Annotated in this window: 20 protein-coding genes; 14 read left to right on the top strand and 6 right to left on the bottom strand. The window is 60.6% G+C overall.

Annotation, left to right across the window (positions count from 1 at the left end; genetic code table 11):
- The first annotated feature begins 144 nt into the window (after positions 1-144).
- The 8 genes from B6S01_RS03775 to lpdA all read left to right on the top strand — a co-directional run bounded on the left by B6S01_RS03775 (position 145) and on the right by lpdA (position 10,382).
- Complete coding sequence (locus B6S01_RS03775) at positions 145-933, top strand: succinate dehydrogenase iron-sulfur subunit (protein WP_037461843.1); 789 nt, start codon at positions 145-147, stop codon at positions 931-933.
- 4 nt (positions 934-937) lie between these two features.
- On the top strand, positions 938-1,399 hold the full coding sequence (locus B6S01_RS03770) for a PaaI family thioesterase (protein WP_231567905.1): 462 nt from the start codon (positions 938-940) through the stop codon (positions 1,397-1,399).
- The gene (gene zapE, locus B6S01_RS03765; RefSeq protein WP_037461849.1) at positions 1,396-2,508 is read left to right on the top strand and encodes a cell division protein ZapE; all 1,113 of its coding nucleotides are present in this window, start codon (positions 1,396-1,398) and stop codon (positions 2,506-2,508) included. The genes B6S01_RS03770 and zapE overlap by 4 nt, the downstream gene beginning before the upstream one ends.
- A 282-nt stretch (positions 2,509-2,790) precedes the next feature.
- Positions 2,791-3,753: a malate dehydrogenase gene (gene mdh / locus B6S01_RS03760; protein ID WP_037461852.1), complete on the top strand. Its 963-nt coding sequence runs from the start codon at positions 2,791-2,793 to the stop codon at positions 3,751-3,753.
- 99 nt (positions 3,754-3,852) lie between these two features.
- Positions 3,853-4,737 carry a succinate--CoA ligase subunit alpha gene (sucD, locus tag B6S01_RS03755; RefSeq protein ID WP_037461853.1) on the top strand — a complete coding sequence of 295 codons (885 nt, stop codon included), beginning with the start codon at positions 3,853-3,855 and terminating at the stop codon, positions 4,735-4,737.
- A gap of 87 nt (positions 4,738-4,824) precedes the next feature.
- Positions 4,825-7,620: a 2-oxoglutarate dehydrogenase E1 component gene (locus B6S01_RS03750; RefSeq protein ID WP_037461855.1), complete on the top strand. Its 2,796-nt coding sequence runs from the start codon at positions 4,825-4,827 to the stop codon at positions 7,618-7,620.
- 8 nt (positions 7,621-7,628) lie between these two features.
- Positions 7,629-8,870: a 2-oxoglutarate dehydrogenase complex dihydrolipoyllysine-residue succinyltransferase gene (odhB, locus tag B6S01_RS03745; protein WP_037461856.1), complete on the top strand. Its 1,242-nt coding sequence runs from the start codon at positions 7,629-7,631 to the stop codon at positions 8,868-8,870.
- A 111-nt stretch (positions 8,871-8,981) separates the two neighbouring features.
- Positions 8,982-10,382, top strand: a complete 1,401-nt coding sequence (gene lpdA, locus B6S01_RS03740; protein WP_037461860.1) for a dihydrolipoyl dehydrogenase — start codon at positions 8,982-8,984, stop codon at positions 10,380-10,382.
- 58 nt (positions 10,383-10,440) lie between these two features.
- On the opposite strand, the gene B6S01_RS03735 is transcribed toward lpdA, so the two are convergent.
- Both B6S01_RS03735 and B6S01_RS03730 read right to left on the bottom strand, forming a co-directional pair.
- Positions 10,441-11,613 carry a GGDEF domain-containing protein gene (locus B6S01_RS03735; protein ID WP_037461861.1) on the bottom strand — a complete coding sequence of 391 codons (1,173 nt, stop codon included), beginning with the start codon at positions 11,611-11,613 and terminating at the stop codon, positions 10,441-10,443.
- Between the two features lie 140 nt (positions 11,614-11,753).
- On the bottom strand, positions 11,754-12,422 hold the full coding sequence (locus B6S01_RS03730; protein WP_037461864.1) for an HAD family hydrolase: 669 nt from the start codon (positions 12,420-12,422) through the stop codon (positions 11,754-11,756).
- A gap of 159 nt (positions 12,423-12,581) precedes the next feature.
- Here B6S01_RS03730 and glmU point away from each other — a divergent pair, with 159 nt between their 5' ends.
- The 3 genes from glmU to glmS all read left to right on the top strand — a co-directional run bounded on the left by glmU (position 12,582) and on the right by glmS (position 16,632).
- On the top strand, positions 12,582-13,874 hold the full coding sequence (gene glmU / locus B6S01_RS03725; protein WP_231567913.1) for a bifunctional UDP-N-acetylglucosamine diphosphorylase/glucosamine-1-phosphate N-acetyltransferase GlmU: 1,293 nt from the start codon (positions 12,582-12,584) through the stop codon (positions 13,872-13,874).
- 5 nt (positions 13,875-13,879) lie between these two features.
- A complete protein-coding gene (locus B6S01_RS03720; protein ID WP_407695193.1) occupies positions 13,880-14,728 on the top strand; it encodes a metallophosphoesterase in 849 nt (282 codons plus the stop codon).
- 80 nt (positions 14,729-14,808) lie between these two features.
- On the top strand, positions 14,809-16,632 hold the full coding sequence (gene glmS / locus B6S01_RS03715) for a glutamine--fructose-6-phosphate transaminase (isomerizing) (protein WP_037461873.1): 1,824 nt from the start codon (positions 14,809-14,811) through the stop codon (positions 16,630-16,632).
- Positions 16,633-16,645: 13 nt separating this feature from the next.
- Here glmS and B6S01_RS03710 read toward each other — a convergent pair whose 3' ends face one another.
- Positions 16,646-16,843, bottom strand: a complete 198-nt coding sequence (locus B6S01_RS03710; RefSeq protein ID WP_037461876.1) for a KTSC domain-containing protein — start codon at positions 16,841-16,843, stop codon at positions 16,646-16,648.
- A gap of 57 nt (positions 16,844-16,900) precedes the next feature.
- On the opposite strand from B6S01_RS03710, the gene B6S01_RS03705 reads away from it, so the two are divergent.
- On the top strand, positions 16,901-17,227 hold the full coding sequence (locus B6S01_RS03705) for a hypothetical protein (RefSeq protein ID WP_037461879.1): 327 nt from the start codon (positions 16,901-16,903) through the stop codon (positions 17,225-17,227).
- Between the two features lie 56 nt (positions 17,228-17,283).
- Here B6S01_RS03705 and B6S01_RS03700 read toward each other — a convergent pair whose 3' ends face one another.
- Both B6S01_RS03700 and B6S01_RS03695 read right to left on the bottom strand, forming a co-directional pair.
- The gene (locus tag B6S01_RS03700; protein ID WP_037461880.1) at positions 17,284-18,897 is read right to left on the bottom strand and encodes a carbon-nitrogen hydrolase family protein; all 1,614 of its coding nucleotides are present in this window, start codon (positions 18,895-18,897) and stop codon (positions 17,284-17,286) included.
- Positions 18,898-18,983: 86 nt separating this feature from the next.
- The gene (locus B6S01_RS03695; RefSeq protein ID WP_037461883.1) at positions 18,984-20,204 is read right to left on the bottom strand and encodes an NADP-dependent isocitrate dehydrogenase; all 1,221 of its coding nucleotides are present in this window, start codon (positions 20,202-20,204) and stop codon (positions 18,984-18,986) included.
- A gap of 165 nt (positions 20,205-20,369) precedes the next feature.
- Between B6S01_RS03695 and B6S01_RS03690 the strand changes: the two genes are divergently transcribed.
- The gene (locus tag B6S01_RS03690) at positions 20,370-21,104 is read left to right on the top strand and encodes a phosphatidylserine decarboxylase (RefSeq protein WP_037462329.1); all 735 of its coding nucleotides are present in this window, start codon (positions 20,370-20,372) and stop codon (positions 21,102-21,104) included.
- Positions 21,101-21,877 (top strand): CDP-alcohol phosphatidyltransferase family protein, encoded by a 777-nt coding sequence (locus B6S01_RS03685; protein ID WP_037461885.1) that lies wholly within the window; start codon positions 21,101-21,103, stop codon positions 21,875-21,877. Before B6S01_RS03690 ends, B6S01_RS03685 begins: the two co-directional genes overlap by 4 nt.
- A gap of 7 nt (positions 21,878-21,884) precedes the next feature.
- Here the strand turns inward: B6S01_RS03685 and B6S01_RS03680 are convergent, their stop codons facing one another.
- Positions 21,885-22,112, bottom strand: coding sequence for a hypothetical protein (locus B6S01_RS03680; RefSeq protein WP_037461888.1), 228 nt, complete (start codon positions 22,110-22,112; stop codon positions 21,885-21,887).
- Positions 22,113-22,268: the final 156 nt, after the last annotated feature.

Raw genomic sequence — 22,268 nt, 5'->3', positions numbered from 1 at the left:
GGTTGCTCATAGAATCGGAAAGCGCGCGGTGCCAGCCTTTTGCTTTTGCGTCTTGATGGGGTAGCAAATGGCTGGACGAGGCGCTAAGGGCTTCCGTCGCGCGCCCCGAACGATTATCGGCGCGGACGGAGGACATCTTAACCCATGGCCGAATTCGCACTGCCCAAGAACAGCAAGATTTCCGGTAAGGGCGTGGCCCATAAGGCGCCTGACGGGGCAAGCAACGTCAAGAGCTTCAAGGTCTATCGCTACGACCCCGACTCGGGTCAGAATCCGCGCTATGACACGTTCGAGATTGATCTCGACAACTGCGGTCCCATGGTTCTGGACGCGCTGCTGAAGATCAAGAATGAATATGATCCGACGCTGACCTTCCGCCGTTCCTGCCGCGAAGGCATATGCGGTTCCTGTTCGATGAACATGAACGGCAAGAATGGCCTGGCATGCACCACCTCGATCGAGGAATGCGCGGGCAAGGAAGTGCGCATCACGCCGCTGCCGCATATGGATGTCATCAAGGACCTCGTCCCCGACTTTACGCATTTCTATGCGCAGTATAATTCGATCAAGCCGTGGCTGCAAACCGTCAGCCCCCCGCCGAGCGGCAAGGAGCGGCTGCAGTCGCCCGCAGACCGCGAGAAGCTTGACGGCCTGTACGAGTGCATCCTGTGCGCCTGCTGCTCGACCAGCTGCCCCAGCTATTGGTGGAATTCGGACAAGTTCCTCGGTCCGGCCATTCTGCTCCAGGCCTATCGCTGGCTGGCTGACAGCCGCGACGAATATACTGGCGAGCGCTTGGATGAGCTGGAAGATCCCTTCCGCCTCTACCGTTGTCACACCATCATGAACTGCGCGAACGTCTGCCCCAAGGGGCTGAGCCCTGCAAAGGCGATCGCGGAAACCAAGAAGATGATGGTCGAACGGCAGCTTTGATGCAGTGAGTGAAGGTGCTGGTCCTGTAAGCCTGGTGCTGGAAGGTCCTTGGGCTGACTGGCTGCGCTGGAGTGATCCAGTACCGGATACCTTCCTCGGCACGTCCGTGGGTCCCAGCTATTCGCGGGGTGCCGGCGATCGCCGCGCCACCGTGATGCTGGAAACCCGCCAGTCGCACGCCAATCGCAACGGCGCATTGCATGGCGGTTTCCTCGCCGCCTTTGCCGACCATGCCTATTTCGCGGCGCTGGCCGCGATGGGCCGCCCCGAGCAGGCGGCTGCCGTCACGGTTGATCTTTCCATGCAATATTGCGGCTCGGGCCAGGTGGGCCAGCCGCTGCGCGCCGATGTCGAGGTCTTGCAGGAAACCGGGCGGCTATTCTTCATGCGCCTGACGCTCCATCAGGATGATGCGCTGGTCGCGTCCTCCACAGCCACCGTGCGAAAGGTGCCGGTTCCCAAATGAGCGGCGTGATCGAGCGATATCGCGCGCTCGTCGCGGCCGGGGAATTGCGCCCCGATCCGGATCAGCAAGCGGCCGCAGCGCGGCTGAACGTGCTTCAGCAGGAATTGGAAGCGGCTCCTCCGCGCGGTTCGACCTTGTGGAAATTGCTTCGGAAGGCGCCCGAGCCGCCACGCGGGCTCTACATGTGGGGCGGTGTCGGCCGGGGCAAGTCGATGCTGATGGACCTGTTCTTCGACAGCGTGCGGATTCCACGCAAGAAGCGCGCCCATTTCCACGAATTCATGCTCGACGTGCATTCGCGACTTGCGGAGGTCCGCAAGGCGGAGGAGGGCGATCCCATTCCTCCGGTGGTGGACGCACTGGCCGAAGAAGCGCGGCTGCTCTGCTTTGACGAGATGGTCGTGAACAACATGGCCGACGCTGCGATCATGTCGCGGCTGTTTGCCGGGCTGCTGAACAAGCGGGTGACGGTCGTCACGACATCCAACCGCGCTCCGGACGAACTTTATAAGGACGGCCTCAACCGACAGCTTTTCCTGCCGTTCATCGACCTCATAAAGGATCGGCTGGATGTCATGACCCTTGACGGGCCCACCGACTACCGGCTGGATCGTCTGGGGGATGCGCAGCTTTGGCATTCACCCAATGGCCCGGAAGCAACCAGGGCGCTCTCCGACGCCTTTTTCCGCCTCACCGACTATCCGGTGGAAGATCGGGCGAAGGTGCCTGCGGAGGACATAGACGTCCAGGGCGGGCGCCGCTTGCATGTGCCAAAGAGCCTCAAGGGCGTGGCGGTTTTTTCCTTCAAGCGTTTATGCGCCGAAGCGCGCGGCGCGCCTGACTATCTCGCGATCGCGCGGCGCTTTCATACCGTCATTATCGTTGGCATACCCGTCCTGGGACCGGAAAACCGCAATGAAGCCGCGCGTTTCGTGACGCTGATCGACGCGCTTTACGAGTATAAGGTGAAGCTGCTTGCGGCGGCTGATGCTGAGCCGGCACGGCTCTATCCGGAAGGTGATGGCGCATTTGAATTCGAGCGCACAGTGTCCCGGCTGATGGAAATGCAGTCGGATGATTATCTGGCCCTCGGCCACGGCCCGAAATAGCCATTCTTTCATCATCTGGTCGCATGTCCATGCGTTGCCAGTCTGCTTGGAAATAGCCCGGACGCTCCCCCCGATGGGAAGCGTCCGGCAGGTGGCCGCTGCGGGAAGGGCAATGCGCCAGGGTAGGAGCGCATGCGAACAGGGGCGAAACAACCACTAATGCAACTGCGAATGAATTGCAAAGATAAATTGGCCGAAGCGTGTTTCGTAGGTTGAAACGGCAGGGATAAGGGCTTAAGCGGGCGGCAATTCCATATATCCGTGCTTGGAGGATGATTGCATATGGCCCGTAAGAAGATCGCGCTTATCGGCGCTGGTAACATCGGCGGTACGCTCGCGCATCTCGCTGCTCTCAAGGGCCTGGGCGATGTCGTCCTCTTCGACGTGGTCGAAGGCGTGCCGCAGGGCAAGGCGCTGGATCTGTCGCAGTGCGGCCCAGTGGAAGGCTTTGACGCAAAGATCACCGGCACCAATGACTATGCCGACATCAAGGATGCCGACGTTATCATCGTCACTGCCGGTGTCGCTCGCAAGCCGGGCATGAGCCGCGACGATCTTCTGGGCATCAACCTCAAGGTCATGAAGGCCGTGGGCGAGGGCATCAAGAACAACGCTCCCAATGCTTTCGTCATCTGCATCACCAATCCGCTCGACGCGATGGTGTGGGCGCTGCGCGAATTTTCCGGCCTGCCGCACAACAAGGTCGTCGGCATGGCGGGCGTCCTCGACTCCGCACGCTTCAGCCACTTCCTGGCCGAAGAGTTCCAGGTATCGGTGAAGGAAGTGAACAGCTTCGTGCTGGGCGGTCATGGCGACACCATGGTGCCGGTCGTCGAATATTCGACCGTCGCCGGTATCCCGATCCCCGACCTCATCAAGCAGGGCCGCTCCACCAAGGAGCGCATCGACGCGATCGTCCAGCGCACCCGTTCGGGCGGCGGCGAAATCGTTGCCCTGCTCAAAACTGGCTCGGCCTTCTATGCGCCCGCCACCAGCGGCATCGCCATGGCCGAAGCTTATCTGTTCGACCAGAAGCGCCTGCTGCCCTGCGCCGCGAACCTGACCGGCCAGTATGGCATCGACAACCTCTATGTCGGCGTGCCCGTGATCATCGGCAAGGATGGCGTTGAGCAGGTCGTTGAGATCGACCTCAATGACGAAGCCAAGGCAAACCTTCAGGTTTCTGTCGATGCCGTCAAGGAATTGCTGGAAGCCTGCAAGGGCATCGATCCCTCGCTCGCCTGAGCCCAAGAGCTGCACCAGTGCGTCCCAGGTGAGTGAGCAGCCTGGGGCATGCTGCCTTTAACCTGAAGTGCCACGTCCACAGAATGTAAAGGGACTGACATGTCCATTCTGGTGAACAAGAACACCAAGGTCATTACCCAGGGTCTGACCGGCGCCACCGGTACCTTCCACACCGAACAGGCGCTGGCCTATGGCACGCAGATGGTTGCGGGCGTGACGCCGGGTAAGGGTGGCACCAGCCACATTGGCCTGCCGATGTACGATACTGTTGCCGAAGCCAAGTCGAAGACGGGTGCCGACGCGTCGGTCATCTATGTTCCGCCGCCGTTCGCGGCCGACTCGATCCTTGAAGCGATCGATGCCGAAATCCCGCTGATCGTCTGCATCACCGAAGGTATTCCGGTGCTCGACATGGTACGCGTAAAGCGCGCTCTGTCCGGCAGCAAGTCGCGCCTGATCGGCCCGAACTGCCCCGGCGTCCTGACGCCGAACGAATGCAAGATCGGCATCATGCCCGGTTCGATCTTCTCCAAGGGCTCTGTGGGCGTCGTCTCGCGCTCCGGCACCCTGACCTACGAAGCGGTGTTCCAGACCACCAATGCGGGCCTGGGCCAGACCACCGCGGTCGGCATTGGCGGCGATCCGGTCAACGGCACCAACTTCATCGACGTGCTGGAGCTGTTCCTGGCCGATGACGCGACCGAATCGATCATCATGATCGGTGAAATCGGTGGCGACGCGGAAGAGCAGGCCGCCCAGTTCCTGATCGACGAAGCCAAGCGTGGCCGCAAGAAGCCGATGGCTGGCTTCATCGCTGGCCGCACGGCGCCTCCGGGCCGCCGCATGGGTCATGCCGGCGCGATCGTGTCGGGCGGCAAGGGCGACGCGGAAAGCAAGATCGCGGCGATGGAAGCTGCCGGCATCAAGGTTGCCGCCAGCCCATCTGAGCTTGGCTCGACCCTGGTGGAAGTGCTGAAGGGCTAAGCCAGAGCAGACAAGGCGACCGGGCTGCACCCCGGTCGCTTGTTACCCCGCTCCGCGACTGCACGCGGTTGGCATGGGACGCATTAAATGGGTTACGAAAACCAGGATTTTGAGGCTGAGCGCGGACCTAGCTGGGCACGCTCCAACTGGCCGCTGACGGACACGGATGACCTGACCGGCGCCCTTGATCCTACGCAGATGCAGGTGGCTGTGAAGGCGGCTGCCAAGGCGTCGGGCAAAGCGGTTTCAGATGCGGACGCCGTCAGCGCCGCTGATGATGCGATCCGCGCGCAACTGCTTATTCGCACCTATCGCGTGCGCGGGCATCTGGCGGCGAATCTTGATCCCTTAAGCCTCACGCATCGTGATCTGCCCGCCGACCTGACGGCAGAATATCATGGTCTGCATGACCTTGAGAAAAAAATCTATCTCGGCGGCGCCCTTGGCCTGCAATATGCGACCGTGCGCGAGATTGTGGCGATCCTGCGTGCCAATTATTGCGGCAATGTCGGCCTCGAATATATGCACATTGCCGATGTCGAGGAACGCCGTTTCCTGCAGGACCGGCTGGAGGGCAAGGACAAGGAGATTCACTTCACGCCAGAGGGCAAGAAGGCGATCCTGTCCAAGGTGATCCAGGGCGAGCAGTACGAAAAATTCCTGGGCCGCAAATATGTCGGCACCAAGCGTTTCGGCCTGGATGGCGGCGAGTCCATGATTCCCGCGCTCGAAGCGATCATCAAGCATGGCGGCGCACTGGGTGTCCGCGAGATCGTATATGGCATGGCCCATCGCGGCCGTCTCAATGTCCTGGCTAATGTAATGGCCAAGGGCTTCCGCGTTATCTTCCATGAATTCTCTGGCGGCACTGCAAACCCTGAGGATGTCGGCGGTTCAGGTGACGTCAAATATCATCTTGGCACCTCCACCGATCGCGAGTTCGACGGCATCAAGGTCCACATGTCGCTGGTGCCCAACCCGTCGCACCTGGAAACAGTCGATCCGGTTGTCCTGGGTAAAGTGCGTGCGCAGCAGACCTTCCGTGACGATCTGAACAAGCATGAGCAGGTCCTGCCTGTGCTGATCCACGGCGACGCCGCCTTTGCAGGCCAAGGCATCGTGTGGGAATGCCTCGGCTTTTCGGGTGTGTCCGGCTACAATACCGGTGGTTGTATTCATTTCATCGTCAACAACCAGATCGGCTTCACGACCTCGCCGCAGTTTTCGCGCGGGTCGCCTTACCCCAGCGATGTGGCGAAGGGCGTTCAGGCGCCGATCCTGCACGTCAATGGTGACGATCCCGAGGCTGTCACCTTCGCATGCAAACTGGCGATCGAATATCGCCAGACCTTCCATCGCGATATCGTGATCGACATGTGGTGTTATCGCCGCTTCGGCCACAATGAGGGTGACGAACCCAGCTTCACCCAACCGCAGATGTACGCGAAGATCCGCCAGCATCCCCCTGTCAGCGACGTCTATTCAGCGCGGCTCAAGGCGGAAGGCGTGGTTGACGATGATTTCGTGAACAAGGTGACCGGCGACTTCGTCAATCATCTGGAAGAAGAGTTCGAAGCGGCGAAGAGCTACAAGGCCAACAAGGCCGACTGGTTCGCTGGCCGCTGGTCGGGCCTGCATAAGCCCGCTGATGCCGAAACGGCACGCCAGAATGTTGAGTCCGCGATCAGTCCGAAGCTGTTCGACAGCCTCGGCAAGACGCTGACCACGGTTCCTGAGGGACTGAACGTCCACAAGACGTTGAAGCGCGTGATCGAAGCCAAGGCCGAGATGTTCAAGAACGGTGTGAACTTCGACTGGGCGACCGGCGAGGCGCTGGCATTCGGCTCGCTCCTGTCGGAAGGCTACGGCGTCCGCCTTTCGGGTCAGGACTCAGGCCGCGGCACGTTCAGCCAGCGTCATGCCGTTTGGGTCGATCAGGACAGCGAGAATAAATATATCCCGCTCTCCACCGTTCCGCACGGCCGTTTTGAGGTGCTGGACTCGCCGCTCTCCGAATATGGCGTGCTTGGTTTCGAATATGGCTTCGCGCTCGCGGATCCCAAGAGCCTCGTGCTCTGGGAAGCCCAGTTTGGCGATTTCGCCAACGGGGCTCAGATTGTGTTCGATCAGTATATTGCATCCTCCGAAACGAAGTGGTTGCGGTCCAACGGCCTCGTCTGCCTGTTGCCGCATGGCTATGAAGGGCAAGGGCCGGAACATAGCTCGGCCCGCCTGGAACGCTTTCTCCAGCTTTGTGCGGAGGGAAATATCCAGGTCGCGAACATCACGACGCCCGCCAATTATTTCCATGTTCTGCGCCGTCAGATGCTGCGGTCTTTCCGTAAGCCGCTGATCATCATGACGCCCAAGTCGCTTCTGCGCCACAAGCTGGCGGTCAGCAAGGCGGAGGATTTCCAGGGAGATACCCACTTCAAGCGTATCTTGTCGGATCCCAACGCGGCGGACGATCGCGAAACCCGGCGTCTGGTCCTCTGTTCGGGCAAGGTATTCTACGATCTACTCGAAGCGCGCGACGCGGCGGGTGACAAGGATGTTCAGATCGTTCGTATCGAGCAGATCTATCCCTTCGCCACTGATGCGCTGGCCACCCGTATCAAGCGGATGACCAATCTTGAGGACATAGTTTGGTGTCAGGAAGAGCCGCGCAACAACGGCGCCTGGTTCTTCGTCGAACCCTATATCGAGGAAGCGCTGGCGCAAGCTGGCAAAGCGCCCATGCGCGCCCGCTATGCCGGTCGAAAGGCTGCTGCGTCGCCTGCTACGGGTCTGGCGAAGCGCCATGTCGCCGAGCAGGGCGCCCTCGTCGCCGATGCGCTGGGGCACAGCGTTCGTGAAGAAATCCGCCGCCAGAAGAAAGGCTGAGACAGCTCATGGCAACCGAAGTCAAAGTCCCCACCCTGGGCGAATCCGTCACCGAAGCAACTGTTGGCCAGTGGCTCAAGAAGCCTGGCGAGGCGGTGAAGGCAGACGAGCCGATCGTAAGCCTTGAAACCGACAAGGTCGCTGTCGATGTGCCAGCGCCGGTCGCGGGCACGCTGGGCGACATCATTGCCAAGGAAGGCGACACGGTAAACGTCGGCGCGCTGCTGGCAATGATCAACGAAGGCGCGGCCACCGCAGCAACGCCGGCGGCGGCCCCGGCTCCGGCCGCAAAGGCAGAGGTAGCGGCGCCAGCACCGGTCGCATCGGCCCCTGTCGATGAGGAAGAAGGTGGCAATCTGACCCTTTCGCCCGCTGTGCGGCGTCTGGTGCTGGAGCATGGGCTTGATCCGAGCAAGATCAGGGGCACCGGCAAGGACGGCCGCCTGACCAAGGACGATGTCATGGCTGCCGTCGCTGCGGGTACGGCAAAGGCGAGCGCGTCGGCTGCTGCGGCTGCACCTGCCGCCGAAGCACCGGCAGCGGGACCCAGCCGCAAGCAGGAGCGCGTCAAGATGACCCGCTTGCGCCAGACCGTCGCCAAACGCCTCAAGGAGGCGCAGAACAACGCAGCGCTGCTCACCACCTATAATGACGTCGATATGACCAACGTCATTGAGGCGCGCGCCAAATACAAGGACTTGTTTGAAAAGAAGCATGGCGTTCGGCTCGGCTTCATGGGCTTCTTTACCAAGGCGGTCTGTATGGCGCTTCGGGATATCCCCGGTGTCAACGCGCAGATCGAGGGCGATGAGATAGTCTATAACGACTTCGCCGACATCTCGGTCGCGGTGTCGGCGCCCAACGGGCTCGTCGTGCCGGTAATCCGCAATGCGGAGAGCCTGAGCGTTGCCGATATCGAAAAGACGATCGGCGGCTTTGGCAAGAAGGCCAAGGAAGGCACGTTGACGATGGAAGATATGAAGGGCGGAACCTTCACCATCTCCAACGGCGGTGTGTTTGGCTCGCTGCTGTCGAGCCCGATCATCAATCCGCCGCAGTCGGCTGTTCTGGGCCTCCACCGGATCGAGGACCGCCCAGTCGTCCGCAATGGTGAGATCGTCATCCGTCCGATGATGTATCTGGCGCTCAGCTATGACCATCGCCTGATTGACGGTCGTGAAGCGGTGACATTCCTTGTCGCAGTGAAGAATGCGATCGAAGATCCGACCCGCCTGCTGATCGACCTGTAAGGCCGCCCTGTCTTCCCGTTCGGGCTGAGTCTGTCGTAGCCCCGTCCTTTCCGTGTGAGGGACAAACAAGAAGCAAGCCCTTTGACAGGCTCAGGGCGGACGGAGATTGTTATGGCAGACTTCGATTATGACGTCCTGGTGATCGGCGCTGGGCCGGGCGGCTATGTCGCGGCGATCCGTGCCGCGCAGCTGGGGCTCAAGACCGCCTGCGCCGAAAGCCGTGAGACGTTGGGCGGCACCTGCCTCAATGTCGGCTGCATTCCGTCCAAGGCGCTTCTGCATGCCTCAGAACTTTATGAGGAAGCCGCTGGAGGCGCTCTCGCGAAGCTGGGCGTCAAGATCGACAAGATGAGTCTCGATCTCGACACGATGCAAGGGCAGCGCAAGGATGCGGTGAAGGGGTTGACCGGTGGCATCGAATTTTTGTTAAAGAAGAACAAGGTCGATTGGCTGAAAGGCCTTGCCAACTTTACTGGTCCTAACACGGTCGAAGTCGCGGGCAAGTCCGTCACTGCCAAGAACATCGTCATCGCCACTGGATCCTCGGTGACGCCACTTCCCGGCGTTGAGGTGGACAACAAGAAGGGCGTGATCGTCGATTCTACCGGCGCTCTTGAACTGGACAAGGTGCCAGGCCACCTCGTCGTTATAGGCGGCGGCGTCATTGGGCTGGAGCTGGGGTCGGTCTGGCGCCGGTTGGGCGCGAAGGTAACGGTCGTAGAGTTCCTTGACCAGATTTTGCCTGGTATGGATGGCGAAGTCCGCAAGGAAGCGAACAAGATCTTCAAGAAGCAGGGCTTCGAATATAGGCTCGGCACCAAGGTCACGGGGGCGGAAGCGCATAAGAAGGGCGTCACGCTGACCGTCGAACCCGCCGCCGGGGGCGCTTCTGAAACGATCGAAGCAGACGTGGTGCTGGTGTCGATCGGCCGCCGTCCCAATACGGACGGTCTGGGCCTTGAAAAGATCGGCCTGGAGTTGAATGGACGGGGCCAGATCGAAACTGATCATGACTTCGCCACGAAGGTTCCCGGCGTCTGGGCCGTCGGTGACGTAATCCCCGGCCCCATGCTGGCGCACAAGGCTGAAGATGAAGGCATCGCCGTTGCGGAGAATATCGCAGGCCTGACTGGGATCGTGAACCACGACGTGATTCCGTCGGTAGTTTACACCAGCCCCGAAATCGCGGGTGTTGGCCTGACGGAAGAAGCCGCCAAGGAGCGCGGACCGGTCAAGGTAGGCAAGTTCCCCATGTTGGCGAATAGCCGCGCCAAGACCAACCATGAACCTGATGGTTTCGTGAAGGTGATTGCCGATGCCGAGACGGACAAGGTGCTGGGCGTCTGGGTGATCGCGAAGGTTGCGGGCACCATGATCGCGCAGGCGGCGCAGGCGATGGAGTTCGGTGCATCCAGCGAGGACATCGCCTATACCTGCCACGCCCATCCCACGCATAGCGAAGCGATCAAGGAAGCCGCCATGGCGGTGATGGGTAAGCCGATCCATATGTGATCGTTGATCGGCTGCTTGGTCGAGATGAAAGGGTCGCTTCAGGGCGGCCCTTTCTGTTTCACGCGCAGGCTGTTTGGACGGGGGCTGAGCGAGCGGGCGAGGGCCTTGAAAGGGAGCGCCGAACGCAGACACGGTTGCGACCGCGCGACTTCGCTTCATAAAGCGCTTCGTCCGCGCGGGCGATGGCGTCGTGGATCGAACTATCACTGCGCTGCACCGTGGAAAGCCCAAAGCTGGCGGTCAGCGCCTGATCGATTTGCAGCTTTGCCGCAACTGTCCGCGTAAAGCCGATGCGTATATCGTTGGCGATCTCCGCAGCGTGAGCGGCATCGACGCCAGGGAGGAACAGGACAAACTCCTCGCCGCCAAAGCGGGCTGAGATCGCTCCTGCAGAAGCGTTTAGAGTCAGCAAACGTGCGAGTGCGCTGATCACGGTGTCCCCGATCGCGTGTCCATATTTATCGTTGACTCGCTTGAAGTGATCAATGTCGCAGACGACCAGGCTACCCCCAGGCTGTCCTGCGGCCTGGATTTTGGATGTCGCATCATCGAAGCCCCGGCGGTTCAACAAGCCAGACAGGGGATCGACCATCGCTTCGCGTTGATAGCGGCGAAGCAGATCGATCATTTGCGTCGCCAACGCGGATAGCGCGAGAAATAGACCGAATATGCATGCAAGCGCCTGCATCAGATAGGCGTAGGAGCTCGTAAAAAAATCTCCATTAGCGGCGATTGTGAGCGGTATCGTGCTGCCGCGTAGGAAATTGTCCAAGGCGGTAAGCGCCGCCGCCGCGAACAGAGTGCGATCAGCACCGCTGTGCAAATGACCCTTTGCCGCGATGAGGGGTATGGCGATCAGAAGGAAGCAGCCGAAGTCGGATGCAACAAGCTCCAGGGGCAAATTGCCAAAAATATTGGCTAGAAGGCAAAGCAGTATCGAGCCGCCCCAGATCGCCAACCGCGCCGTCAAAAGCCAGGAAGGCCGCCAGCGTTGGAGCAGCGCCTGGCTGAACAGCAGAAAACCAGTGGCAAAGAGAATATCCGCGATAATACCCCAGAGAGGCATGGGCATCGCCGCAAATCCCATCGGTGCCGAAAAGCCACCCGCCACGCAAAAAAAAGCGGCGCTCCACCAGCCTGCTGCGCGCGCACTCCATCCCCCGACGATCAGGAACATGACGCCGAAGCTCGCCATCATGACCGGCAGGAAGAAAGCGAAATTCTCGCCCATGCTGGCTGACTTTCATCTGCTGTTGCGAGTGGAGCAGGCGCAGGCCCGCCGTCGAGAGCGCGGTATAAGTCCTGCGTTAACAAATACTTCCAGAATCGACCAGATATTGATCCGTTATGGACAAAAGGCGCATGTCGAGATCAGCGCGGCCAGTTTTGCAGGAGCGGCGTCAACTCATCGAAATGATGGATGACCGCATCTGCCTGCAGTTCCTGGACGGGCCCATCAAGGAATCCGAAGCTGACCGCTATGCTGGGGATGCGGGCGTTGCGCGCGCCCGCGATATCGTTGATCGTATCGCCCAGGAAAATGGCGCGGCCACCACCAGCGCGCGCGATCATTTCATGAATAGGGGCGGGGTCAGGCTTCGATACACCCAGAGTGTCGCCTCCGACGACGCTGGCAAAGCGGTCCGACAGACCGATCTGATGAAGCAGCGGGATCGTGAAGCGTTCCGCCTTGTTTGTGCAGATGGCAAGCTTGGCACCTGCCCGTTCCAGCGCGTCCATCGCCGCTAGCAGGCCCGGATAGGGGACGGAGTGAACAGCCAGATTTTGCTCGTAATAATCCAGCAAAACGGGCAGCAATTTTGCCAGCAAGGCGTCGTCATAGCCGCCCGACGCAACTAGTGCGCGTTCCAGCATGACCTTCGCGCCCTTGCCAACAAATGGCCGGATCGCATCAACACCAAAGGGGGGGCGTCCATCAATGGCGATCGCATAATTTACCGCAGCCGCCAGATCGCCGCTGGTATCAAGCAAAGTGCCGTCAAGGTCGAAGCCGACGATATCAAAAGGGATGCTGGTCATTGGCGGCTCATGCCGTCTGGGCGGTGGCAAAGGCAAGCCAAACGTGGCAGATAGCGGCGAGATTTGTCGATCTTTCACAGGAAGAAGAGGACGCGTTCCGCCGTGACCGCCACCCGCCCACTCGCCGTTATCATCCTTGCCGCAGGACAGGGCACGCGCATGAAGTCCGCCAAGCACAAGGTGCTGCATCCGGTGGCTGGCCGGCCAATGCTTTTGCACCTGCTGAGCAGCATCGCTGAACTCAAGCCGGAGCGACAGGTCGTGGTGGTCGGCGCCGGCCGAGAGCAGGTCGAGGCGGCGGTGTACGGCACTGGCGCCGTGATCGCGGTACAGGAGCAGCAATTGGGGACGGGCCATGCCGTGGCGCAGGCGCATGACGCGCTCGCCGGTTTCGCCGGTGACATATTAATCCTTTATGGAGACGTGCCTCTGGTGCGGCCTGAAACCATGCGGGCGATGTTGGACCGGCTTAATCAGGGTGATGATATGCGTGCCGTAGTCCTGGGGTTTCGTCCTGAGGATGCTGCTGCCTATGGACGGATCATCACCTCTGGTCAGGGCGTCATCAGCAAGATGGTCGAATATAAGGATGCCGACGCCAATGAGCGCGCCGTTACGCTGTGCAATTCGGGCCTGATGGCTGTGCGATCGACCGACTTGTTCGTGCTGCTCGACCAGATTGGCAACGATAATGCGGCTGGCGAATATTATCTGCCCGACATCGTCATGCTGCCTGGTGCCCAGAGCGCGGTGATAGAAGCTGAGGCATGGGAGGTCGCGGGGGTCAACAGCCGCGTGGAGCAGGCGGTGGTCGAGGCCGCCTGGCAGGACCGGCGCCGCAGCGAGGCAATGCGTGAAGGGGCCACGCTGATAGCCCCGGAAACGGTCTTTTTCGCCTATGATACGGTGCTTGGGCGCGATGTGCTGGTCGAGCCGAATGTCGTGTTTGGGCCGGGGGTTACGGTCGCCGACAATGTGGTGATCCATGCCTTTTCCCACCTTGAAGGGGCGACCATTGATACGGGGGCGGAGATTGGTCCCTATGCGCGGCTGCGTCCTGGCGCAAAGATCGGACCCAATGCGAAGGTCGGCAACTTCGTCGAAGTGAAGAAGGCGGAATTGGGTGAAGGCGCGAAGGTCAATCACCTGTCCTATATAGGTGATGCCAACATCGGTGCGCGCGCAAATGTCGGCGCGGGCACGATCACCTGCAACTATGATGGGTTCTTCAAATATCGGACAGAGATCGGCGCAGGGGCCTTCATCGGCTCCAACAGCGCGCTGGTTGCACCCGTTACAATCGGTGACGGCGCTATTGTCGCCGCGGGGAGCGTCGTGACGAAGGCGGTGGACGCTGACGCCCTTTGCCTCGTGCGCCCCGCGCAGGAGGCAAAGCCGGGCTGGGCGGCGCGTTTCCGCGCCCGTATGCAGGCACGAAAAGCGGCCAAGTGACTCATCTGCTCCGGCGCCCAGGCTGCTTCTGGGCATTACTCATTCCCGTGCTGCTGCCGTTGGGCTTTGCCCTGTGGCTGTTAAACAATGCACGTGCGATACCAGTCGTGCGGCGCGCGGAGATAACGCTTCCTTATCCCGCCGATGCGGAGCGGCGGTCAGTGACCGTGGCGTTGATAACCGACAGCCATTTGTCCGGACCGGACAACAACCCTGAAAGAATGGGGCGCATCGTGCAGCAGGTGAACGGCCTGAAGCCGGATCTCATCCTGTTGGGCGGTGATTATATCGGTGATAGCAAAGGCGGCGCGACCTATGGCCCGGCCGCAAGCATAGCGCCCTTCGCGGCTTTGCGGGCGCCGATGGGGGTCCTGGCGGTGTTGGGCAATCATGATGCCCGGCGTCACGCTAGGATCGGCCGTAAACAATGGCGCCAGCTGTTCGATCGCATCGGTATTCAGTTGTTGATGGACCAGGCTGTCCGCCGAGGGCCGCTGGTAATCGGCGGGTTGCGCGACATCTACACCGGACGCCCGGATATTCCTGGCACTTTGCAGGCTATGCAGGCGTTGGGCGGAGCGCCGATAGTTCTGTCTCATGGGCCTGATGTATTCCCGGCTCTGCCCGACAGGCCTTTGCTGGCGTTGGTGGGGCATACCCATTGCGGGCAGGTTGCGTTCCCCTTTGCAGGCATCGTCTATGTGCCGTCCCGCTACGGTACGCGCTATGCCTGCGGCACGTTTCGTGAGGGTGCGAAATCGATGATCGTGTCCGCAGGGATCGGCACCAGCGGGTTGCCGATCCGTATGCTGTCACCGCCCGATGTATGGCTCGTGACAATTCGTCCAGAATGATACTGGCCCCTGTCGCTGGATTGTCGATCGTGCCATAGGCAGGCGAGGATCATTTCTCATGGCTCTGGGGCTCAGGATTCATGTGTGGTATTATCGGTATTGTCGGCAAGGACGATGTGGCGGAGCGGCTGGTCGATGGGCTGAGGCGGCTGGAATATCGCGGTTATGACAGCGCAGGGGTCGCGACCGTCCATGAAGGCGCGATCGATCGCCGCCGGGCTGAGGGAAAGCTGGTCAACCTGGTGAAGGAATTGGGGGATTGCCCGCTTCCCGGCATGATCGGCATCGCGCATACCCGCTGGGCAACCCACGGCGCTCCAACCACCAATAACGCGCATCCGCATGCCACGAAGGAAGTGGCGCTGGTGCACAATGGAATTATCGAGAATTTCAAGCCGCTGCGTGAGGAATTACAGGCGCGAGGACGGACGTTCAACAGCGAAACGGACACCGAAGTCGTCGCCCATCTGGTAAGCGAACTGGTCGAAGCCGGTGCTTCACCGCGCGACGCGGTGGCGCAGATACTGCCGCGTCTGCACGGGGCCTTTGCGCTCGCTATCCTGTTCCGCAGCCACCCCGATATGCTGATCGGGGCGCGCCTGGGATCGCCGCTGGTCGTGGGCTATGGCGAAGGGGAGACCTATCTTGGTTCGGACGCGCTGGCGCTGGCGCCGCTGACGCAGCGTATCGCCTATCTTGAGGAAGGCGACTGGGTCGTCATTACGAGAGAGGGCGCGGAAATATTCGACAAGGACAATGTTTCTGTCGAGCGCCCTGTCACTATATCCGGCGTGACTGGCGAGCTGATCTCCAAGGGCAATCACCGCCACTATATGCTTAAGGAGATCTATGAGCAGCCGGTAGTCGTAGCGCAGACCCTTAAATCCTATCTCCAGCGGATGGAGGATCGGGTGTCGTTGCCGATCCCGGATTTCGACCTGGGCGCGATCCGCCGCGTGACGATCGTCGCCTGCGGAACCAGCTATTATGCTGGGATGGTTGCCAAATATTGGTTCGAGCAGTTTGCCCGCGTGCCCGCGGATGTCGATGTGGCGAGCGAGTTCCGTTACCGCGCGCCGGTGCTGGAGGAGGGCGGGCTGATGATCGTCATCAGCCAGTCTGGCGAGACCGCCGACACGCTGGCCGCTCTGCGCCATGCTCGTGCCGAGGGGCAGAAGATCGCTGCCGTAGTTAATGTGCCGACCAGTACCATGGCGCGCGAGGCTGACCTGTTGCTGCCTACGCATGCGGGGCCAGAGATCGGCGTGGCGTCAACCAAGGCTTTCACCTGTCAGCTGGCCGTGCTGGCCGCACTGGCCGCTAATCTGGCGCGAGCCAAGGGACGGCTGGATGAGCGGGCGGAAAAGGAGCTGGTGCGCCACCTCGCTGAAGCGCCTGCCGCGCTCAATGGCGCCCTTGCCTACGACGAATCGATTGAGGGGATGGCGCACCTGATCGCCGGAGCACGCGATGTGCTCTATCTGGGGCGCGGGCCTGATTATCCGCTGGCGCTGGAAGGAGCGCTCAAGCTCAAGGAAATCAGCTATATCCATGCCGAGGGCTATGCCGCTGGCGAAATGAAGCACGGTCCGATCGCCCTCATCGACGACAAGGTGCCGGTCATCGTGCTCGCCCCCAGCGGACCGCTGTTCGAAAAGACCGTGAGCAACATGCAGGAAGTGCAGGCGCGCGGCGGCAAGGTGGTGCTGATCTCCGACTATGATGGTGTTCAGGCGGCAGGCGAGGGCTGCATCGCGACCATCACCATGCCCAAGGTCCATCCGCTGATCGCACCGATGATCTATGCGGTGCCGGTACAGCTGCTCGCCTATCATGTGGCGGTGGCGAAGGGCACGGATGTCGATCAGCCGAGGAATTTGGCCAAGTCGGTCACGGTGGAGTGAGTACCGGCTGGATCTAATCCAGCCGCGTGAAGCTGAAATGATCGCGAATCCGGCGGTTGAAGAAGCCGCCCTTGGATGTCGCCTTCTGCATATCCGCCACCAGCTTTTCCGGCACGTCGCGATAGCTGTAGCGCCTGCCGCTGACGAACTCGACGTCCAGCCGGTGATCTGCGGCATCATAGTCGAAGCGGCGGATGACGGTGGAAGGCATGCAGGCTATAACTCGTTCGCCAGGATGGATGTTTCCTGATTGAAGGCAGGAGGAGCGATGGCCGTGCATCTGGTGATCGTCGGCGGCCATGGCGGAGGGGGGAGATGGGACCCTATCGCCCCTTTGGTCCAGCAGCGGCGGTGGCTGCCGGCGCGGATGACCCAAGGGATGCAGAATCTGGCGCACGACCGGATCATAGGAGCGCTCTTCGGTCCCGGTGTGCGGCTGACGGGGCAGCCTTGGCTGGTGAAGCTGCTGGATCGATACGCAATGCTCGCGGGATACCCGCGCGGCTGTTGGGGCTGGGTTCCGGCGGGAGCATATCCGGTCGCCGGATGCTGGTTTAAGGCGTTAGGCTGCTATTCCCGTTCGCTTCGAGTGTAGTCGAGAAGCCGATCTCCCGGTATCTCGACCGTACCTGACAAGAATGGGGAGTCGGTTTAGCCCCCACCCGGAGCATTATGGCCGCCCGCTGGCACGGGGCCGCCGCTTGGCGCATGCGCATGGTCGGGGCTGCTGTCCCAGTCGATATGATATAGGTCAAAGCGTCGGTCGCGCAGGTTGCGCACTGTGCCTTCGGCGCGTGCCCAACTAAGGTCGGCTAGGTTGACGTCCGCCATAGTCAAGGTTTCAACATTCTCGGTCGATTCCGCGGCTATGCCGTCACGGGCGAAGGGCAGGTCGCAAGGCGTCAGAATCGCGCTCTGGGCATATTGGATGTCCATATTATCGACATTGGGCAAGTTGCCGACATTGCCGGACATGACGACATAGCACTGGTTTTCGATCGCTCGCGCCTGCGCGCAGTAACGCACGCGCATATAGCCCAGACGCGAATCGGTGCAGAATGGCACGAAGATGATGCGCGCACCCTGATCGACCAGCCGCCGCGCCAGTTCCGGAAATTCGCTATCGTAGCAGATCAGTACGCCGATCGGGCCACAATCTGTCTGGATCACGTCGAGCGCGTCGCCGCCCTTTATGTTCCACCAAAAGGCTTCATTTGGCGTCGGGTGGATCTTTTCCTGCGTATGCACCGATCCATCGCGCAAGGCGACATAGGCTATGTTCTGGATGTCGCCATCATCGGCTCGCGTTGGATGCGAGCCGCCGATGATGTTGATATTATATTCCAGCGCCATCCGCGTCAGTTCCTTCGTCAGGCGCGGGGTGTATCCTGTCAGCTTGTCGATTGCTTCGATCGGGGAGAGCTTCTTCGTTTCGAAGGATAGCAGGGGCAGGGTGAACAGCTCCGGGAAGACGATGAAGTCGGACCGGTAATCCGCTGCGACATCAACGAAATATTCGATGTTACGAATGAATGCTTCGAAATTCTCGACGGCGCGAGCCTGTAGCTGGCAGGTCGCCAATCGAACGCTTTCCACCCCGCGCGGGACGCGCATTTCGGGGGCTTCGTCAGGATCGACATAGGGGTTGCGCCAGACCAGATGGGCGGCGTGGCCGTCCGACTGCTTGTCCTCGGGCAGGTAGTTTTCCAGGACGCCCAGCGGCTCAAATTGGTTCTTGAGCTGGAAGCTGATGACCTGGTCACGCAGCCTGCCTTGGACGACCTTGTCCAGATAGTCGGCGGGTCCTTCAACCCTGCGTCGGGCACGGGCGTAGCCGGGCATGCGGCCGGCGATGACGATGCCATGAAGGTCGAGTTGCTCGGCCAGTTCCTTACGTTCGTCATAAAGGCGCTGGCCGATGCGCAGGCCGCGCAGCTTGGGATCGACGGCCATTTCATAGCCATAGAGCCACTCACCGGCTGCGCTATGCCGTGTGCCGAAGCCGTTGGCGGTGATTTCTTCCCAGTCATGGAAGGAAAAGGCCATCGTCTTGCTGACGCGCATCGTCGCGCAATAGCCGACGACCTTGTTGTCGTAGAGCGCGACGAAGCAGCCATCGGGGAAATTGTTGATCTGGCCACGCAGCGTCGCGAGCGAATAATTGGCCATGCCGGGGTAGACGCGCGCGATCAGCCGTTGAATGCCGCGCACGTCGGATGGAACCGCAGTGCGGACCTCCAGGCGTTTCCGAGTCGTGGTGGTCATCGCTGATCTCCCGCCATGGAAAAGGCGGCGCCTCTGCGTGGCGCCGCCTTCATTCCGTTACCGTATTGAAAGCCCTCGGAAGCGTATCAGTTCCACTTGGCCATTTCAGCTTCCAGGTTGACGCGGATCTGTTCGAAGAACTGTTCCGTTGTCATCCACGCCTGATCCGGGCCAATCAGCAGCGCCAGATCCTTGGTCATCGCGCCGCTTTCCACGGTGTCGATGCAGACCTTTTCCAGCGTTTCGGCGAACTTGGTGACTTCCGGCGTGCCGTCGAACTTGCCGCGGAAGGACAGGCCCTGGGTCCAGGCGAAGATCGACGCAATCGGGTTGGTGGAGGTCGCCTTGCCCTGCTGATGCTGGCGATAGTGGCGGGTGACGGTGCCATGCGCGGCTTCCGCCTCGACCGTCTTGCCGTCCGGCGAGAGCAGGACCGAGGTCATGAGGCCAAGCGAGCCGAAGCCCTGCGCCACGGTGTCGGACTGGACGTCGCCGTCGTAATTCTTGCATGCCCAGACGAACTTGCCGCTCCACTTGAGCGCGGACGCGACCATGTCGTCGATCAAGCGGTGTTCATAGACGATGTTCTTCGCCTTGAACTGATCGGCGAATTCGGCGTCGAACACTTCCTGGAACAGATCTTTGAAGCGGCCGTCATAGGCCTTGAGGATGGTGTTCTTGGTCGAAAGGTACAGCGGCCAACCGCGGTCGAGGGCATAGTTCATGCTGGCGCGGGCGAAGTCGCGGATCGAATCGTCCAGATTGTACATGCCCATGGCGACCCCGGCGCTGGGGAAGTTGAAGACGTCCTTTTCGATCTTCTCGCCATTTTCACCGTCCCACACCATGCGCAGCTTGCCGGGGCCGGGGACGAGGAAGTCGGTCGCCCGATACTGATCGCCAAAGGCATGGCGGCCGATGACGATCGGGTCTGTCCAGCCTGGAACAAGGCGGGGCACATTCTTGATGACGATGGGTTCACGGAAGACAACGCCGCCCAGAATGTTGCGGATGGTGCCGTTGGGCGACTTCCACATCTGCTTGAGGTTGAATTCCTCGACGCGCTGTTCGTCCGGCGTGATGGTGGCGCATTTCACCCCAACGCCATATTCCTTGATCGCGTTGGCGCAATCGACGGTGATCTGATCGTTAGTCTCGTCTCGCTTCTCGACGCTCAGATCGTAATATTTCAGATCGATGTCGAGATAGGGGAGGATGAGGCGCTCGCGGATCCATTGCCAGATGATCCGCGTCATTTCGTCGCCGTCGATTTCCACGACAGGGTTTTTGACCTTGATCTTCGCCATGCGCCTCTTCGCCTTTTTCGTTCGGTTTGAATTTGGGACACGCCCTAGGGAAAGCGGCGGCAATGTTCAACTGCGCAATGCTTTTTCAAAGCGTGCGCGGCGCGCGGCACCATCGTCCGTATCGGCCGTTGTCACCGCATGGGACTGTGCCTAAAGACGGATGCCATGGAAAATGACGAACTGACCGTCGCTCTGGGCGGCAATGTAAAGTGGCGCTTCCCATCGGTGCATGCCGAAGGGATAAAGTTTGGCCTGATTTCAGCTGCGATTACGGCTGTACTGTTCCTGGTCGGCTGGGAAATTCCCGGCTGGTTGATGGTTATGGTGACGATTTGGGTTTTCGCCTTCTTCCGCGATCCAGTACGCGCCGTGCCGCAGGATGAACGCGCGATAGTGGCGCCCGCCGATGGTCTCGTCACGCTGATCCAGCGGGTGCCGCCGCCGCGGGAAATGGCGGGAGTGGACGGGCTGGGCGATCAACCCATGATCCGCGTGTCCATTTTCATGAGTGTGTTTGATGTTCATATCAACCGCACGCCAATTGGCGGAACGGTGAAATCCGTTGTCTATATTTCCGGCAAGTTCCTGAACGCCGATCTGGACAAGGCGAGCGAAGATAACGAGCGGCAGCATATTCTGATTGAGCGGCATGATGGCTTGCGGGTGGGCTTCACCCAGATCGCGGGCCTGGTCGCGCGGCGGATCGTACCCTTCGTCAAACCGGGCGATATGATCGCGGCAGGGCAACGCATCGGCCTGATCCGCTTCGGCAGCCGCGTGGACGTCTATCTGCCAGCCGGGACTGCGCCGCGCGTGGTGCTGGGCCAGCGGACCGTCGCGGGAGAAACCATTCTGGGCCAGATCGGCGACATGCGCGTCATTTCAGGCATCCAGCAATGAGGCAGCGGCGCGCCATCCCGCGAGGGCTTCGTCGGGGCATCACGTTGCGGATGGTCGCCCCCAATGCCGTGACGGCGATGGCGCTCTGCTTTGGTCTGACAGGCGTACGCTACGGCATATCCGGCGAGTGGGAGCGTGCAGTGCTGTCCATCTTGATCGCGGGTGTGCTGGATGGACTGGACGGACGAATCGCCCGCCTGTTGCGCGGGGAAAGCCGCTTTGGCGCTGAGTTGGACTCGCTCTCCGATTCGATCGCTTTCGGCGTGGCGCCTGCGCTTACCCTCTATCTCTGGTCGCTGCATGCGATGCCGAAGTTTGGCTGGATCTTCGCACTCGCTCATGCCTTGTCATGTGCGCTGCGGCTGGCGCGGTTCAACGCCAATATCGATGCGGATGAGCAGCCGCACAAATCGGCCGGTTTCCTGACCGGCGTGCCCGCTCCGGCGGGAGCAGGGCTGGCCTTTGTGCCGCTATACCTGTGGTTGGTGACGGGGCAGGAAATATTCCGGGCCTGGTATGTCGTAGCGCCATGGACCGCCTTTACGGCGTTCCTGATGATATCCAATATTGCGACTTATAGCTGGTCCGCCCTTCGGTTACGCAAGCGGATCCGGCTGGAAGCGATCGCAGTGGCGGGTCTACTGGGCGCTCTGCTCATTACAGATCCCTGGCTAACGCTGCTGTGCATCTGCGTTATCTATCTAATGACTATTCCCTTTGGTATCATGTCCTATGCGAAAGTGCGCCGTCAGCAGGCGACGGATAGCGCATAATCAGTGCTCAAGCGGCGAGAATGCCGCTAGCTATCGGGCCGACTACCGCAGCGCGACACGGCTCCGCCCGGCGGGGGCTGACCCGAAGGCGATATACCGGCGGCTCGTGCGGTATCGGTTCAAATACCAGCGCAGCAATCATTTTGTCGCGATAGAGCGCGAACATGCTCAGGATGGTGCCAGCGGCGAGTAAAAACGCAACGAGGAAAACAATAGCTGCAACAAGGGTGAACATGAGGCCGCTCGCTTTTCTGTGCTAGGAACCGAGGTCCCATTTTTAAGGCAGCAAACCGGCTGAACTGCCTGTTTGTTCCCGATGTTCTCTATATGTTCTAATTCATAGGTTGAGTCAACCCCTTGCATCCTTGTGTTGGCCGGGCTAAGGGCCACG

The sequence above is a fragment of the Sphingobium herbicidovorans genome, assembly GCF_002080435.1.
Classification (GTDB): Bacteria; Pseudomonadota; Alphaproteobacteria; order Sphingomonadales; family Sphingomonadaceae; genus Sphingobium; species Sphingobium herbicidovorans.
This window is presented reverse-complemented; position numbering and strand designations above follow the sequence as displayed.